The following is a 15,297-nucleotide window of genomic DNA, read 5'->3' as shown; positions in this document are numbered from 1 at the left end:
TAACTATGGAAAGAAATAATCAAGAAATCGATTTACTATATTTAGTACAAAAGATAAAAGAGTTTTTCACAAGAATCAACCTGTCTATTTTTAGACTGATGCAAGTGATTTGTAAAAATTGGATTTGGCTTACAGCAGTTGTAGTGGGTACTTTTGCCATAGGATATTTTGTAGAAAAACAATCTCCAAAATTGCAAATAACTGAAATGATTGTTTCTCCAAATTTTCAAAGCAATGATTATTTGTATGAAAGAATCGAAGTGTTGAAAGGCAATAAATATGTTTTTACAGATAAATACCCTTCGTTTTCTGCTATAAAAAGTATGAAAATCGAGCAAATTGAAAATTATTACGATTTGCTAAATAAAGATATCGAAGCATTTAAGGCATTGACAAACAACGGATATCAGTTGAACAATGTGTTGAAAGACGGTAAATTTGAAAAAGATTTTAGATACCACAAAATCAAAATTGTTGCAAAGGATGAGGTAGATGCCAATGTGTTGTACAATGAATTTATTGCTTTTTTGAACAACGACCCATATTTGGAACAAAAACGCATTGCCGGATTGAACAATTTGAAAGAAAAGCGTCAACAATTGGCGGTTTCTATTGAGTATATCAATAATTTGTTGAAAAAATTGGGTAATGAAGAAACTACAAAGACTTCGGATTTGAATGTAAATACTTATGCTCAATTGCACGAAGTCATCGAATTGAAGGAAAAATATGGTGCCGAAATCACGCGATTGGATACGCAAATCATAGAAGGAGAACAAACGATATTTCCTGTATCAAAAACTGTAGGAATACCGCACGAACCATTTATATTACTTAGATATTCGTTTTTGTTTCCATTTGTGAGTTTGATGATACTCTATTTGGGATATAGAACACGAAAATTTTATAAAAAATACGCTCAATTGGCAAAAGAAGTATAAGTTGTTACAAAAGATAAAAGAATATAAAGATACCTTGTTTACGCTCCTATTACGCATCTTAGGAGCGTTTACTTTATTGGGTTTTACGATGTATTTTACCAATTACTATCCTACACATATTGTAGGCGATTACGAGTTTGTACGCTTGTTTTTGCTCGTGGTTGGCGGTTTGTGTTTGATGGGTACAGAGGTTTCTATTTTGTATTTTGCAGGACAGCTGTCCAAAACCAATCAATCGGAGTCGATAAAACCTCTTTATTTTAGGATTTTATCTTTGATTTTATCGGTTTCAATACTTCCTTTGTTGTTGTATTTTTTCATTCCCAATCAATGGATCATCGATGTATTTGGAGGTAGTCACACCCCCGAAATTATTTTCAAATGTTTGTTGTTTTTGCCTTTTAATGTATTGACGATTTTCAACACCGAAATGATTCGAGCAATGCATCATATTGTGTGGTCAGAATTGTTTCGCAATGTGTTCAAGTTTTTTCCAATATTTTTTGGAGTTTTATTATTGTCAAATGCTGAAAGTCAGCAAGTGGTATTGGATTACTACATCATTGGTTTTGTGGTGTTGGGGATTGTAACTTCACTATATATTTGGAATTATATCAAAAATATGCAACCAACGGCGAATGTTTATTCAACCTCGGAAATATTGAAAATATCTACTCCTATTGCCATTAGCAATCTCATATTTTACCTTTTGGCGACAATAGATGTTGTTTTACTGAGAAAATGGTGGGGAAGCGATATGGTTGGGTTGTATTCCTTGCCTGTAAAGTTGATTTTGTTTATCAATATGATTACTTTGAGTATCAATGTCAATGTTTCACCTAAAATATCCGAACTCTATTCCAATAAAAATGAAGAAATGCAACAATTGCTGAAAAAAAACGCACGAATTATTGCTGTAATCAATTGGTTTTGCGGTTGTGTAGTCATTGCCTTGGCGGATTGGATTTTGAGTATATTTGGTAGTGAATATGTACAAGGAATACACACTTTTTATATCTTGATTGCAGGACATTTGATATGTTCGCTTTTTGGATGTGTATCGGTATATCTCAACATGACCAATCGAACAGCGGTTTTTCGTACAATAATGTTTTGTTCGTTGATAATCAATTTGGTAGCAAGTGTGCTTTTGATTCCCAACTTTGGAATGATGGGAGCAGCAATTTCTTTTGTCTTAGCCAATTTCTTTTGGTATGTAGTGGCAGCTGTTTATACTTACAAAAAAGATAAAATCAAAATCTTTGTGCATTGATGAAAAGAGTTGTTTATCAAAATAAAATCGTTTTCTTTCTGTTGTTTTTAGCCTCGTTGCTCATAACATCAGTGGCTCTGTATGTCTTGCCCGAACGATTTTTTTACGATGCAAAATTGATTGTAACAGATCCACATGGCGAAGAGGGGTGGATTGGAAGTTATCCCTTGATTATGTTGTTTTACAAACTGACGATGTTGGGCAAATTGCCTTTGAATGTAGTGGGAATTTTACAACTTCTTGTGTATTTCTTTATTCTTTATCAAATCGGTGTTCCCAAAGATTTTGAAAAACCTACCTTAAAAAATAGCGTCGTATATCTCGCTTTTTTGATGATTGCTATTTTTATTGCGATGCCCTCAAAAGAGTTTTTGACCTATATTTTTATCGCTCATTTGCTCTATGTTTTTAGGCATAGACAAATCAATTTTCAGTTGAGTTGGTTGTATGTAATGGCTGGATTTGTGGTATTTGGAGTGTTTTTTCGCCCGTATTTTGCGTTGGTACCAGTGCTAACGACTATTTTGTATTTCATTTCAAAAATAAAATATCCCAATCGTATTTTGGGATTGATTTTCAATGGTTTGTTAATGATAAGTTTATTTTCAATAACACATTATTTGCTAAAAGGAGAATTTTTTTCAGAACAAGCAAGGATATTAGTAAATTCCCAACGAACTGCAGATGAAGATGCCAATTCGATGATTGTCCCACCCTTTGAAAATGGTAGTTGGTGGGGGGAAATTCTTGATAATTTTTATGCGTTTTTTCCGGTAAATTTTCCCATTACAGAGGTAAAACATTTTCTTTCGCCACAGATTTTAATGTTTATCGTATGGCAAATCGTTTTGATTTGGATTTTGCTTGTGCGATTTTCTTGGGTTCTGAAAGATAGAAAAAATTACCGATTGGAATTGTGGTTGTTTTTGATATTGATTTCGTATTTGGTTATTCAAGCGGCGTTTGAACCAGATTTGGGTTCGGCTGTGCGACATAAAATTGGAGTGTTTCCATTGTTGTATTATTTGCTTTATTATGATGATTTCAAGAGAAAAGTTTAATATAGTCAATCATTTTTTTGTGGTAATCATTGCCGCATTGATGGTTTTTAGAGAAATTTCCACGCCTATTTTGGTGTTGTTTTTTCTATGGAATGCCTTTCATTTCAAATATCTTGATTTTAAATCCATTGAAAAAAAACATTTTCTATGGATTGCATCTCCTTTTTTGATTCATGTATTGTTTTTGTGGAACGATGATTTACTTTCTGCAAGTTTGCAACAATTGGAGAAAAATATCGCTTTTTTCTTACTTCCCTTGTTTATTTTATCCAATAAAAAGTCCTATGATTTTTATAAAATCGCTTGGCAACATAGTTTGTTGTTGGTTGGAATATTGTGGATATTTCTCTTTCGGTTTATCATAGCTTTTCCCGAAAAAATCGAAAAATACATCAATGGTATCGACTTGATAGAAGTAGGTTATGAATTTGCAAAATCTATGAATACGCATGCACCAGCACTCAACAAGCACATCGTTTTTGTGTCTGTGATTGGGTTTTATTTTATGCTAAAATACCTTTTTGAAAAAAAATACAATCGATTGATAAGTAGTAGTTTTATTGCATTTTCGGGGTTTGTTTTCGTGTTGATTGTCAATACGCGAATCGCTCTATTTTGTGTGATATTGTTGTATTTGGTTGTTGCAATTTCTCACTTGAATAAAAGATTTTCAACCCCAAAAGTGGTTTTGTATAGTGGAGGCGTTTTATTGGTTTCTTCGTTGATGATTTATGCTTTTGTGCAAATCAATCCGTATATGAAGGAGAAATATTCTACAGTAACCTTTCACCATATCGACAAAATCGGTCGATTGGACGAAATACCCAATCCTGAAATTCAGGTTTTTAATTCGTTTGTAACGAGGTTGTCTATCTACAAATCGACCTATGAATTGGCAGTAAGAGAATTGCCATTCGGAACCGGAGCAGCCGATGCACAACCAGCTTTGAACGACTATTACAAAGAAACCAATCAAAAGTTTTTAGCTCAATGGGAATTTCCCGTTCACAATCAATTTCTCAATTATTTATTGAAATTTGGGGTATTAGGAGCCGTTGTTTTCCTGTTTATTAGCGTATATCCAATAGCTGTTGGATGGATTTCAAAGAATATTTTAGCCACGAGTTTTGGGCTGTTGTTTTTTATTTCCAACCTTACCGATGATTTTTTGATTCGTTACGACGGCATTGTGTTTTGTGCGTTGTTTTGTAGTTTGTTTGCGGTGGGGAGGTTACAATACCGTATCAAGTAAAGTTGCTTAAACGTATATGTAAAGTGAACCATACTAAAAGGGATAATTTATTTGATGTTATTGAATTGAATTTCAATAATATTTAAAAATGATGTAAAATGGTTATATTTTAACTAAAAATAATAATACGCATCTTCAAAATGTTGAATTTTGGGTGTTTTACCCATTACAATTGCAATGATATCAAAGCGTATTTTACTTTCAATATCATTTGCTATAACATAAAAATTTGCCACTTTAATGATGTGATTTTTCTTTTTATCATCAACAAATTCTTCGGGGGTTCCAAAAGCATTTGTCGTACGGGTTTTTACCTCAACAAATGCGACAATATCGTCTTTTTTTACAATAATATCTATTTCTGATTTATTGACACGATAATTTTGCTCTAATATTTCATAGCCGTTTTCAGTGAGATAGTCAACAGCTAATTTTTCCCCTTCTCTTCCTAATTCATTGTGTCGTGCCATAATTATTTGATTTTAATTACTATTGTAGCAATAGTGTATTCTGCTTATCAACGTATAGCTTTACTTCTTTACCAAATACCAACGCTCGATTGTCGGGAATATGTCCTGCTGGAAAATCAAAACAAAGCGGAATCCCTATATCTTTGGTATGGTGGTAAATGATTTCCTCAACGGTATTGTTAAAAGGAATTTCATTATAACTCATATCGGTCATTCCTCCTACAATCAAACCTTTGATTTGTTGCAATTTACCACTTCTTTTCAAACTATAAAACATACGATCTACATGGTAAAGGGCTTCGCACAAATCTTCTACAAACAATATTTTATCGTGATAATTTATTTCCGATGGCGTTGCCAATAAACTGTAAATAATCGACAAATTTCCTCCGATGAGTGTACCTTTTACTTTTCCTTGAATATTCAAAGGATGACACGGTGCTTCTATCTGCATTTTTTCGCCAAAAAGAGCTTTTCTAAGCGTTTCTTTTGCTTCTGGGGTAGCATTAGGGACAGAATATGGCATAATAGCGTGTAAAGTCTGAAATCCCAAAGTATGCAAATGACTGTGCCAAACGGTAATGTCGCTAAATCCTATAATCCATTTGGGTGATTGTGCAAATACTGAAAAATCTATCTGATCTACAATACGCACACTCCCATAACCACCTCTTGCCATCCAAATCGCCTTGATAGACGGATCGTTGAGCATGGCTTGAAAATCATCGGCTCTCTCTTTATCGGTTCCTGCCAATTGATAGTTGTTTTGTCCAACGGTTTTACCCAATACCACTTCCAATCCCCATGATTGAAACAGTTCGATTCCCGCCTGAGCTTCTTCTACAGAAAAACTACGAGCAGTGCATACAATAGCGACTTTATCGCCTTTTTTTAAAAAAGCTGGTTGTATCATGGATTAGGATTTTCCTTTATTTCTTTGACTGAATTAAACAATTTGGTCAACTCTCTTTTTTTCGTAATTGAATTGCTGAGAGCGTCAATTTCTTCTTCTAGAAGAGGATCTGTTTTTATTTCTAAAAACTCATCTATATCAAACATTTTTGTGTTTTCAACCTCTTTTTCAGCCAATTCCAATTGAGAGGAAATGATTTTCTTTGTTTCGTCTATTATCTCTGAATATTCTTCCATTCGAGTTTTGTAGTAGTGATGTTGCTCTTGAAATGACAAACTATCAATGCCGTATTTTGCAAAAATATCCTTTTGATTTCCAATTACATAAATAGTATCCGTACTAAAATAATAGTTTGTAATACTGTTGTAAATTGCCAATTCTGCCAACAATTCTGCCATTTTATCTTTTGGCAAAAGGTTGCTGGGTTGAGTAATTTTTGAACAACTCAACACCAAAAGGCTTAGTATTCTATAAATATAGAGTTTCATATTTTAGGGATTAATATTTAATTTTATAAAATAAAAATGTAAAATCGTATCCTTTACCTCTCAAACAACAATCTCTGTCCTGCTCTTTTATCAGAAATCACTTTGTTTTCCATTGCGATGTGTCCGTTTACGATAGTTGTTACCACCTCTGTGTGAAAAACTTTTCCTTCCAAAGGCGACCATTTGCATTGATACAACACATTGTTTTTGCTTACAGTTTGCTCTGCTTTTGGATTTACAATGGCAAGGTCGGCAAAATAGCCTTCTTTGATAAATCCTCTGTTTTCGATTTGGAACACAATCGCTGGATTATGACACATTTTTTCTACCACTTTTTCTACCGAAATTTTTCCTTCCAAAGCAAATTCCAACATCGTAATCAACGAATGCTGTACTAATGGTTCGTCCCGACGGAGCAGACAAATATTTCTGAGATTTTTCTTCAATCGTATGTGGTGCGTGGTCTGTTGCAATCACATCGATGCGATCCTCAAGTAGAGCTTCCCATATTTTTTTTCTATCCGAAGTTGTTTTTACCGCTGGATTCCACTTGATGAAATTTCCTTTGGTTGCGTAATCTTCGTCCGAAAAATACAAATGATGCACACATACTTCGGCAGTAATTTTTTTGTCTTTCAACGGAATATCGTTGCTAAACAATGCCGTTTCTTTCCCCGTACTAATGTGGAAAATATGCAATCTTGCTCCAGTTTTTTTTGCTAATTCTACCGCTTTTGACGATGAAAGATAGCATGCCTCTTCCGAGCGAATAATAGGATGCATTTCTACTGGAATATCTTCTCCGTATTGCTTTTTTGCTTTTTCAAGATTGGCTTTGATGGTTGTTTCGTCTTCGCAGTGTACCGCAATCAATAGGGGAGTTGACGAAAATATTTTCTCCAAAACTTCCTCATTATCAACCAACATATTTCCTGTAGATGAACCCAAAAACAATTTGATTCCTGCTACATTTCGTGGATTGGTTTTTAACAATTCGTCCAAATTGTCATTGGTTCCGCCCATCATAAACGAATAGTTGGCAAAAGAAGTTTCGCTGGCAATTTGGTATTTTTGCTCCAACAATTCTTGTGTCACCGCATTGGGAACAGTATTGGGCTGCTCAATAAAAGAAGTTACTCCACCTGCAATAGCAGCTTTTGACTCAGAAGCAATTGTTGCTTTGTGCGTAAGTCCGGGTTCTCTAAAATGCACTTGATCGTCGATTACACCTGGCAAAATCCACATTCCTGTAGCATCGATTACTTTGTTTATTGATTGATTTTCAATAGATTCGTTTATTTCAACTATTTTGTCATTTTCAATCAAAATATCTGAGATAAATCTTTTATTTTCATTGAAAATGGTTCCGTTTTTTATTAAAATTCTACACATCGTTTATAATCTGTTAAATAATTTTTTAATTCGTAATTTCAGTACGCCAAAAATAGCTTCTTTGATAATTCCTGCCGACATTTTGGATTGTCCTTTGGTACGGTCGGTAAAAATAATCGGTATTTCTTTTATTGTCAAATCTTTGGCATAAGTTCGGTATTTCATTTCTATCTGAAAAGCATATCCAATAAATTGCACTTTTTTCAAATTGATTTTTTCCAAAGTCGAGCGTTTGTAACATACAAAACCTGCCGTAGTATCCATCACTTCCATACCCGTAATCCAACGCACATACATCGAGGCTATGTATGAAAGCAACACCCTGCTCAACGGCCAATTGACCACATTTACCCCTGTGATATAACGCGAACCTACCGATAAATCGGCTCCTTGCACACAGGCTTCGTATAATTTTTGCAAATCGTTGGGATTGTGCGAAAAATCGGCATCCATTTCAAAAATATAGTCGTATTGATGTTGTAAAGACCATTCAAAACCAGCAATATACGCCCTGCCTAAACCATTTTTTTTCTCTCTTTGCAAAAGAAATAATTCGTTAGGAAATTCGGTTTGAAGTTGTTTTACCAAATCGGCAGTACCATCGGGCGAATTGTCATCAACCACCAAAATATGAAAACCTTGTTCGATTTGAAAAACTGTTCGAATAATGTCTTGAATATTTTCTCTTTCGTTATAAGTAGGAATAATGACGATTTTTTGCATGAAACTAAGTTATTTGAACTAACAAAGATACGTGAAAAATAAAGAAAAGCACAAAAGAAAAAGCCACTCTTTTTGAGTGGCTTTTTAAATAAAATACTATTTTTACTCAGCAGAAGGAGTTTCTTCAGTAGATGCTGTTACTTCTTCAGTAACAGGAGCTTCCTCAACAGCAGTTGCTTGTTCTTCAACTTTTGCTTCTGCCTCTGCTTTTTCAGCAGCAGCTTTTTCTTCAGCTGTCAAAGTATATTCCGAAGACAAAGGTTTTGGTTGGTTTGTATGAACAATGTCGCTTCCACATCCTTTATACAAAAAGAAAATAAACAAAACCCCTAAAGACAAAGGAATCAAACTGAATTTAAACGCATTACCGCTTGTATCTTTTCCGTTTTTCATAATATAATCTATTATTTTGTTTCTATAAAGTAAAATTTTAGTGCAAAGATATTTCTTTTTTTGAAAGTAACGGAAAATGAGTACATTTTTTTCCAATTTTAAACGATTTTATCTAAGAAATTTTCGTAAATTTGATAGGAAAAATAAACATTTATATAAATGAAAGTTACTGTAATTGGAGCAGGTGCTGTTGGTGCGAGTTGTGCCGAGTACATTGCAATGAAAAATTTTTGTTCTGAGATTGTTTTAGTAGATATCCAAGAAGGATTGGCTGAGGGAAAAGCAATGGATTTGATGCAAACAGCTTCACTCAATCACTTTGATACAATTATTTCAGGTTGTACAAACAGCTACGAGCCGACAAAAGATTCTGATGTAATTATTATTGCGTCTGGAGTACCAAGAAAACCTGGAATGACAAGAGAAGAGCTGGTAGGAATCAATGCAACTATTGTAAAAGATGTAATCTCTAGTGCCTTGCAATATTCAAAAAATCCTATATTGATAGTTGTATCAAATCCTTTGGACACTATGACTTTTTTAGCTCACAAAGTGTCTGGATTGCCAAACAATCGCATTATAGGAATGGGAGGAGCATTGGATTCGGCTCGTTTTAAGTATCGCCTTGCAGAGTCTCTAAAAGCTCCAATTTCTGATATCGACGGAATGGTAATTGGTGCTCATTCTGATACAGGGATGGTACCTTTGATTTCAAAAGCAACAAGAAATGGTGTACCTGTTTCTCATTTTTTGACCAACGAGCAGCAAGAATATGTGATTAAAGAAACAAAAGTAGGTGGAGCCACTCTGACAAAGCTATTAGGTACTTCGGCATGGTATGCACCTGGAGCCGCAGTTGCGAGTATCGTTCACGCAATTGCTTGCGACCTCAAGAAAATCTATCCATGCTCTACACTACTTGAGGGTGAATACAACACCTTTAATGTATGTGTAGGTGTGCCAGTAATCATAGGAAAAAACGGTATTGAATCTATAGTTGATATTCCTCTAACAGAGGATGAAAAAACAGCTTTTGACAATGCCGTATTGGCTGTAAAAGACATTTATAAGGATTTGAAAGTTTAATAAAAACAACTACGACTGTAAATCATTTACAGTCGTAGTTGTTTTTCAACTACCAACCAAAAGCTTTATATTGAGGAGCCACATTTAGCTCTGCAGTTCCTCTATCAAAAGTACATTCAACACTTAGAACTCGGTAATTTCCCCAATTGCAGATTTTTTCTTCTGTAGCATCATATTTTTCCACTTTCCTACATACGCATTATTAAAAAACGAATCAGCAAAATAATTGATGTCGTTTACCTCTGCTTTGTTGTATTCGTTGATTAGAAAAATCGCCTGCATTTGCCCTGTCAAAACACCTGAATGCAATTGGTTTTTATCTTCAAAAAACTCATAATCAGCCTCGATAATTCCTTGCGATTTGATACCTTCGTCTTTCCACTCATCGTCAATTCCGAAATTATTTCCTACGATGGTTTGCACTTTTTTGATGGTAATTTTTTCTGAAAAATCACACACAACCTTTTTTACCGTCGTTTTTCCTGTTACAAGATATGCATTTGCTGCTTTAGCATCTTTTTTTACTTCGGTAAATTCTATAAACAATCGTTGGTAATCATCTCCAATAATTCTATAAGTTTTGTCTTTGCGAGTTTCTAAAAACACATTGGAAAAATCATATTTACAGATTGTGTAAAGTTTTCCAATTTGTCAATTGTAAATGCTTTTAATATATCTGTATGATATTTTTCAGATTGAGCAACAGACAAAAAAGGTTGCACCATCATTAAGGCAAAAAGTATTTATTTCATGTTAAACGAGTTATTTTTAGCTGAGATACGGATTTTTCTGTTTTAAAAGAAATGAATGGTGTGTTGCAAAAACTAGAAGATTCTATTAATTCTACGCAACAAAAATCCATCATTCATCTGGATAAAAACGAACAACTAAAAGGTTTGGAAACTTATTGATTTTCTTTATCAAGCAATTGCCAATAAACAACCTTTGATTATTTCCTATAAACCATTTGCAAGTATGTTCCACCTGCTAAGGTTTGCTCTCCTACTTCAACAAAACCCAAACGGGAATACAATTTCTTAGCATTGGGATTGGTGGTATCAACGAGTAATGTCAGCTTAGGTAACTGATGTTGTTGTACATAATTGATGAGGTAATGCAAAAGTTTTGTGCCAATACCTTTTCCTTGCGTCTGAGGAGCAACACTTAGCGTATCGATATAGGTTTCGCCTGTTTGAGTTTCGTCTTCCATTTGTACTTTATTCCCAAATCTTTGTTCAGCCAAATCTAAAACAGGTTTTCGCAATGAAATTAATTTTCCTCCGTCATAAAATACAATCGAACCCAATATTTTTTCGTTTTCAACATACACTATAGCATTTTGATAGGAGTATTGATTGTTTTCGCTTTCAAACAATTGTTTCAAAAACAAGATTCCCTCATTTTTATTGTTTTTTCCAATGATTTTATAAACAATGTCTTCCATTGCTTGAAACATCAACGGAGCTACTTCTTCAGCATCTTCTGGTTTTGCAAATCGTATCATATTTTATCAATAAAAAAACCGCTCGTTAAAAGCGGTTTAGGTTTATAAATTAATCTCTTCTACCCATATAAATCATTACATAATAAAGCAAAGTGGCTATTGAAGATAGAGCAGCAACCAAATAAGTTCTTGCAGCCCATGTCAAGGCGTCTTTTGCACCAGCATATTCCTGCTGATTTACTATGTTTTTAGCTTGTAACCATTTCAATGCTCGGTTACTCGCATCGTATTCTACTGGCAAAGTGATGATTGAAAACAAAGTAGTCATTGCAAACAATCCAATACCAATCAACAATAATTGAGGAAAAGTTTGCAACATAAAAATTCCTGCAAGCAACACCCAAGAAACCAAATTGGATGCAATACTTACCACAGGTACTAATTTTGAACGCATCGTCAACCATTTGTAGGCAGTTGCATGTTGTACTGCGTGTCCTACCTCATGAGCTGCAACCGCCGCCGCCGCCGCATTTCTTTCGTTGTAAACAGCTTCGCTCAGGTTTACCGTTTTGTCCATCGGGTTGTAGTGGTCGGTCAATCTACCTGGTGTAGAAATTACTTTTACATCATAGATTCCGTGGTCGTGAAGCATTTTGGTAGCTACCTCTGCCCCACTCATTCCGTTGCTCAAATATGTTTTTGAATACTTTTCAAATTTCTTTTTTAGCATATGACCCACATACCAGCTGGCAAGCATCATAATACCCATCAATAAAAATCCCATACTCTTTTATTTTTTTAGTTTTACTTTGCCAAAGATAATCAAAATATATTCCATGCAAAAATATCTGTCGATTTGACAGGGAAATTTTAATTCCTCAATGATTCTTAATAAATAATTTACTTTGGTTTTGTGTTTAATTCCAAAGTCGATAGGTGCTAATTGCAAAAAATCATACCTTTGCAAATCAAAAAAATATCATGAAACCCATCAAACTCATTCGCACGACTACTATCCCTCAAGCATTGAAAATATTGCTTAGAGGTCAGCATCGTTTTATGAGAGAAAAAGGCTTTGAAGTGGTTGGTGTTGCTTCCAATCATCAAGACCTGATCGATGTGGCAAATGCCGAGGGAATCCGCACGATTGCTGTGGATATGGAACGACATATTCGTCCGTTTAAGGATTTGATTTCACTGTGGAAAATGTATTGTGTTTTCAGAAAAGAAAAACCTACCATCGTACATTCGATGACTGCCAAAGCAGGTTTACTTTCTATGTTGGCAGGTAAAATGGCAGGTGTACCTATTCGTATGCATACTTTTGCAGGATTGATGTTTCACGCCAAAAAACCTTTGAAGAGAAAAATCATCATCACGATGGACAAAGTCTTGTGCTGGGCGGCTACCAATGTCTATCCCGAAGGCGAAGGAATCAAAAGAGAAATGATCACTCACAATATTACTTCAAAACCGCTAAAAGTATTGGCAAATGGCAATGTAAACGGAATAAACACGAGTTATTTCTGCCCTACTCAAATAACCGAAAAACAAAAAAATGAATTGAGAAGTCAATGGGAAATTTCCGAAAGTGATTTTATTTTTATTTTTGTAGGGAGAGTCGTTGGGGACAAAGGAATTAACGAGTTGGTTCAAGCGTTTACAAATCTCACCAATCACCTTCCGATAGTAGCTATCGGAACACCAACCAACAATCTCAAATTACTGATTGTCGGCGGAAAAGAATCAGATTTAGACCCATTACATCCAAATACGATAAAGTTGATTAACGAAAATCCGCATATAAAAGAAGTAGGATTTCAGGAGGATGTGCGTCCGTTTTTTGCGATTGCCAATGCGTTGGTTTTGCCAAGTTATAGAGAAGGAATGCCCAATGCGGTTATCCAAGCAGGAGCAATGGAATTGCCTTCGGTTGTATCTGATGTTATAGGTTGTAATGAAATCATCACACACAATTTCAACGGTTTGATTATTCCACCCAAAGATATAAAAAAATTAGAAGAAAGCATGTGTCATTTGGCTCAAAACACTGAGCTTTACAATCGATTAAAAGCCAATTGTCGTAAACCGATTGTAAACCGATTTGAACAAGAAGTCGTTTGGAATGCTATTCTGGAAGAATATCATAGATTGTTGAAAGAAAGAGGGATGAGTTGAAAGGACGCTATTAATACTAAAACGATTAAACTTTAATTAAAAACCTCGAGGTTCATATTATTATCGAACCTCGAGGTTTTTTAATGGTGTTATTTATAATTTGAAGTTTACCCTTCAACTACAAATCGAATATTTTCTATTTTACTACTTGAAACAGGTGCTGTAAATTGGAGCTTTACTTCGGTTTTGTTGCCGTTGTTTTTTACTTCTAATGTACCTTTGTTGATGAGGTACATTCCTGCTTCACCTTTGCAGTAACAATGCTTTCCGTAAACCAATTTTACTTCTGACAATTGTTCGTCTTTATAAGTTTTCTTAAAATCTTTTTTAGGGATTTCAAATTGGATTTCTTCTCTGTAAAAATTGTCTCTTATTTGCTCTTCAGCGGTCGTTTTACGACTGTATTCGTATAAAATCACCAAAGTGTCTTCACTGTCTTCAATAATTGTATAAATACTCGGCACTGTGTGTACAGTGAGCTTTGAAGCGTCTTTTCTTTCTGCAGTGCAAACGCCTTCTTCAGGACATTGCGATTGTACGGTAACTGTTTGTCCTACCCAATTTGTAGAAACGTCACCTTTGATAGTTTCTTTTTTTAATATAGAGCAGCTCATCAAAGTTGTAGCTGTTAATAAAATACCAAAAATTGTTTTCATTTTTATTTTCCGTTGTATTTGTTCATTGCGTTGTTTAATCCTGCTAAAGCAAATTCTTTTACAGCCTCAGCTGTTAGTTGCAAGCGTTCTTTTAATTGATTGATTTCTTCTGAAGACCAATCGCCTAATACGTAATCTACTTGTTTTCCTTTGGCAAAATCGTCGGAAATACCAAATCTCAATCGTGGATATTGAGTGGTTTCCAAAAGAGCTTGAATATTTTTCAATCCATTGTGTCCGCCGTCTGATCCTTTACCTTTCATACGAATTGTGCCAAATGGGAGGTTTAGATCGTCAGTGATGACTAATATTCTATCTGGAGTGATATTTTCTTTTTCCATCCAATATTTTACCGCTTTTCCTGAAAGATTCATGTATGTATTGGGTTTTAGCAACAAAAGGATTTTGTTTTTAACTCTAATTTCTGCAATATCACCCAATTTTGCTGTTTGAAAACTTTGATTGGCTTCGTTGGCTAAATAATCAACAGCTTTAAATCCAATATTATGACGAGTGTTGACATATTCTGCTCCAATGTTTCCCAAACCTACAATGAGGTACTTGTTCATATTGTTTGCTTTTAAGTGTGGTAAATTCAAAAAATCAGTCGTATTTCCGACTGATTTTTTACTAATTACTAAATTATTGTTTCAGTTTTGCTTCCATACTCATCGTTGCATGTGGTACGAGCTTTTAAACGCTCTTTGTCGATGAGTTTTCCTGTTACTCTACAAACTCCGTAAGTTTTGTTTTCGATACGAATCAAAGCATTTTTCAAATCGCGAATGAATCGTTCTTGTCTGATTGCCAATTGTGAATTTGCTTCTTTTGACAATGTAGCACTTCCTTCTTCAAAGGCTTTAAACATTGGAGCTGTATCATCTGTTCCGTTGTTTAAATCATTCATATACGCACTTTTGATTAATTCTAAATCGTTTTGTGCTTTTTCGATTTTGGCTAAAATCAATTCTTTGAATTCTGCCAAGTCTGCATCAGAGTAACGCAGTTGTATGTCTTTTTGTTCCAT

16 protein-coding genes and 2 pseudogenes are annotated in these 15,297 nt (G+C 34.6%); 6 read left to right on the top strand and 12 right to left on the bottom strand.

Annotation, left to right across the window (positions count from 1 at the left end; all coding sequences use genetic code 11):
- Window positions 1-5: 5 nt before the first annotated feature.
- From AB4865_RS01975 to AB4865_RS01960, 4 genes are read left to right on the top strand one after another with little or no spacing between them, the layout of a single operon-like run.
- On the top strand, window positions 6-941 hold the full coding sequence (locus tag AB4865_RS01975; protein ID WP_372474060.1) for a hypothetical protein: 936 nt from the start codon (window positions 6-8) through the stop codon (window positions 939-941).
- Window position 942: 1 nt separating this feature from the next.
- Entirely contained in the window at window positions 943-2,214 is a 1,272-nt protein-coding gene (locus tag AB4865_RS01970) for a lipopolysaccharide biosynthesis protein (protein WP_372474058.1), read from the top strand.
- Window positions 2,214-3,275 carry a hypothetical protein gene (locus tag AB4865_RS01965; protein ID WP_372474057.1) on the top strand — a complete coding sequence of 354 codons (1,062 nt, stop codon included), beginning with the start codon at window positions 2,214-2,216 and terminating at the stop codon, window positions 3,273-3,275. Before AB4865_RS01970 ends, AB4865_RS01965 begins: the two co-directional genes overlap by 1 nt.
- A complete protein-coding gene (locus AB4865_RS01960; RefSeq protein ID WP_372474056.1) occupies window positions 3,250-4,527 on the top strand; it encodes an O-antigen ligase family protein in 1,278 nt (425 codons plus the stop codon). Before AB4865_RS01965 ends, AB4865_RS01960 begins: the two co-directional genes overlap by 26 nt.
- A gap of 113 nt (window positions 4,528-4,640) precedes the next feature.
- Here AB4865_RS01960 and AB4865_RS01955 read toward each other — a convergent pair whose 3' ends face one another.
- The 6 genes and pseudogenes from AB4865_RS01955 to AB4865_RS01930 form a co-directional block, all read right to left on the bottom strand.
- A complete protein-coding gene (locus AB4865_RS01955; RefSeq protein WP_372474055.1) occupies window positions 4,641-4,997 on the bottom strand; it encodes a YraN family protein in 357 nt (118 codons plus the stop codon).
- A gap of 19 nt (window positions 4,998-5,016) precedes the next feature.
- A complete protein-coding gene (locus AB4865_RS01950) occupies window positions 5,017-5,910 on the bottom strand; it encodes an LD-carboxypeptidase (protein ID WP_372474054.1) in 894 nt (297 codons plus the stop codon).
- The gene (locus AB4865_RS01945) at window positions 5,907-6,398 is read right to left on the bottom strand and encodes a DUF4296 domain-containing protein (protein WP_372474052.1); all 492 of its coding nucleotides are present in this window, start codon (window positions 6,396-6,398) and stop codon (window positions 5,907-5,909) included. Before AB4865_RS01945 ends, AB4865_RS01950 begins: the two co-directional genes overlap by 4 nt.
- A gap of 53 nt (window positions 6,399-6,451) precedes the next feature.
- Window positions 6,452-7,790: pseudogene (locus tag AB4865_RS01940) on the bottom strand (dihydroorotase).
- Window positions 7,791-7,793: 3 nt separating this feature from the next.
- Window positions 7,794-8,513, bottom strand: coding sequence for a polyprenol monophosphomannose synthase (locus AB4865_RS01935; RefSeq protein WP_372474051.1), 720 nt, complete (start codon window positions 8,511-8,513; stop codon window positions 7,794-7,796).
- 102 nt (window positions 8,514-8,615) lie between these two features.
- Window positions 8,616-8,906: a hypothetical protein gene (locus AB4865_RS01930; protein WP_372474050.1), complete on the bottom strand. Its 291-nt coding sequence runs from the start codon at window positions 8,904-8,906 to the stop codon at window positions 8,616-8,618.
- A gap of 159 nt (window positions 8,907-9,065) precedes the next feature.
- Between AB4865_RS01930 and AB4865_RS01925 the strand changes: the two genes are divergently transcribed.
- Window positions 9,066-9,992: a malate dehydrogenase gene (locus AB4865_RS01925; RefSeq protein ID WP_372474049.1), complete on the top strand. Its 927-nt coding sequence runs from the start codon at window positions 9,066-9,068 to the stop codon at window positions 9,990-9,992.
- A 123-nt stretch (window positions 9,993-10,115) separates the two neighbouring features.
- Here the strand turns inward: AB4865_RS01925 and AB4865_RS01920 are convergent, their stop codons facing one another.
- The 3 genes from AB4865_RS01920 to AB4865_RS01910 all read right to left on the bottom strand — a co-directional run bounded on the left by AB4865_RS01920 (window position 10,116) and on the right by AB4865_RS01910 (window position 12,220).
- A complete protein-coding gene (locus AB4865_RS01920; RefSeq protein WP_372474048.1) occupies window positions 10,116-10,598 on the bottom strand; it encodes a hypothetical protein in 483 nt (160 codons plus the stop codon).
- Between the two features lie 343 nt (window positions 10,599-10,941).
- The gene (locus AB4865_RS01915) at window positions 10,942-11,496 is read right to left on the bottom strand and encodes a GNAT family N-acetyltransferase (RefSeq protein ID WP_372474047.1); all 555 of its coding nucleotides are present in this window, start codon (window positions 11,494-11,496) and stop codon (window positions 10,942-10,944) included.
- A gap of 49 nt (window positions 11,497-11,545) precedes the next feature.
- On the bottom strand, window positions 11,546-12,220 hold the full coding sequence (locus AB4865_RS01910; protein WP_372474046.1) for a zinc metallopeptidase: 675 nt from the start codon (window positions 12,218-12,220) through the stop codon (window positions 11,546-11,548).
- A 197-nt stretch (window positions 12,221-12,417) separates the two neighbouring features.
- On the opposite strand from AB4865_RS01910, the gene AB4865_RS01905 reads away from it, so the two are divergent.
- Window positions 12,418-13,614, top strand: coding sequence for a glycosyltransferase family 4 protein (locus AB4865_RS01905; protein ID WP_372474045.1), 1,197 nt, complete (start codon window positions 12,418-12,420; stop codon window positions 13,612-13,614).
- A gap of 107 nt (window positions 13,615-13,721) precedes the next feature.
- Here AB4865_RS01905 and AB4865_RS01900 read toward each other — a convergent pair whose 3' ends face one another.
- The 3 genes and pseudogenes from AB4865_RS01900 to AB4865_RS01890 form a co-directional block, all read right to left on the bottom strand.
- Window positions 13,722-14,270 (bottom strand): hypothetical protein, encoded by a 549-nt coding sequence (locus tag AB4865_RS01900; RefSeq protein ID WP_372474044.1) that lies wholly within the window; start codon window positions 14,268-14,270, stop codon window positions 13,722-13,724.
- A gap of 2 nt (window positions 14,271-14,272) precedes the next feature.
- Complete coding sequence (gene pth, locus AB4865_RS01895) at window positions 14,273-14,839, bottom strand: aminoacyl-tRNA hydrolase (protein WP_372474043.1); 567 nt, start codon at window positions 14,837-14,839, stop codon at window positions 14,273-14,275.
- Window positions 14,840-14,912: 73 nt separating this feature from the next.
- Window positions 14,913-15,297 (bottom strand): annotated as a pseudogene (locus AB4865_RS01890) (TraR/DksA family transcriptional regulator).

The organism is Capnocytophaga sp. ARDL2, assembly GCF_041530365.1.
Taxonomy (GTDB): domain Bacteria; phylum Bacteroidota; class Bacteroidia; order Flavobacteriales; family Flavobacteriaceae; genus Flavobacterium.
The sequence above is the reverse complement of the archived record's forward strand: the minus strand, read 5'-3'. Positions and strand labels throughout refer to the sequence as shown.

Coding starts and splice junctions, on each gene's coding strand:
- AB4865_RS01960 (WP_372474056.1), top strand. CDS start 3,250: ATGATGATTTCAAGAGAAAAGTTTAATATAGTCAATCATTTTTTTGTG.
- AB4865_RS01925 (WP_372474049.1), top strand. CDS start 9,066: ATGAAAGTTACTGTAATTGGAGCAGGTGCTGTTGGTGCGAGTTGTGCC.
- AB4865_RS01935 (WP_372474051.1), bottom strand. CDS start 8,513: ATGCAAAAAATCGTCATTATTCCTACTTATAACGAAAGAGAAAATATT.
- AB4865_RS01915 (WP_372474047.1), bottom strand. CDS start 11,496: ATGATACGATTTGCAAAACCAGAAGATGCTGAAGAAGTAGCTCCGTTG.
- AB4865_RS01900 (WP_372474044.1), bottom strand. CDS start 14,270: ATGAAAACAATTTTTGGTATTTTATTAACAGCTACAACTTTGATGAGC.
- AB4865_RS01930 (WP_372474050.1), bottom strand. CDS start 8,906: ATGAAAAACGGAAAAGATACAAGCGGTAATGCGTTTAAATTCAGTTTG.
- AB4865_RS01905 (WP_372474045.1), top strand. CDS start 12,418: ATGAAACCCATCAAACTCATTCGCACGACTACTATCCCTCAAGCATTG.
- AB4865_RS01965 (WP_372474057.1), top strand. CDS start 2,214: ATGAAAAGAGTTGTTTATCAAAATAAAATCGTTTTCTTTCTGTTGTTT.
- AB4865_RS01955 (WP_372474055.1), bottom strand. CDS start 4,997: ATGGCACGACACAATGAATTAGGAAGAGAAGGGGAAAAATTAGCTGTT.
- AB4865_RS01975 (WP_372474060.1), top strand. CDS start 6: ATGGAAAGAAATAATCAAGAAATCGATTTACTATATTTAGTACAAAAG.
- AB4865_RS01950 (WP_372474054.1), bottom strand. CDS start 5,910: ATGATACAACCAGCTTTTTTAAAAAAAGGCGATAAAGTCGCTATTGTA.
- AB4865_RS01910 (WP_372474046.1), bottom strand. CDS start 12,220: ATGGGATTTTTATTGATGGGTATTATGATGCTTGCCAGCTGGTATGTG.
- AB4865_RS01945 (WP_372474052.1), bottom strand. CDS start 6,398: ATGAAACTCTATATTTATAGAATACTAAGCCTTTTGGTGTTGAGTTGT.
- pth (WP_372474043.1), bottom strand. CDS start 14,839: ATGAACAAGTACCTCATTGTAGGTTTGGGAAACATTGGAGCAGAATAT.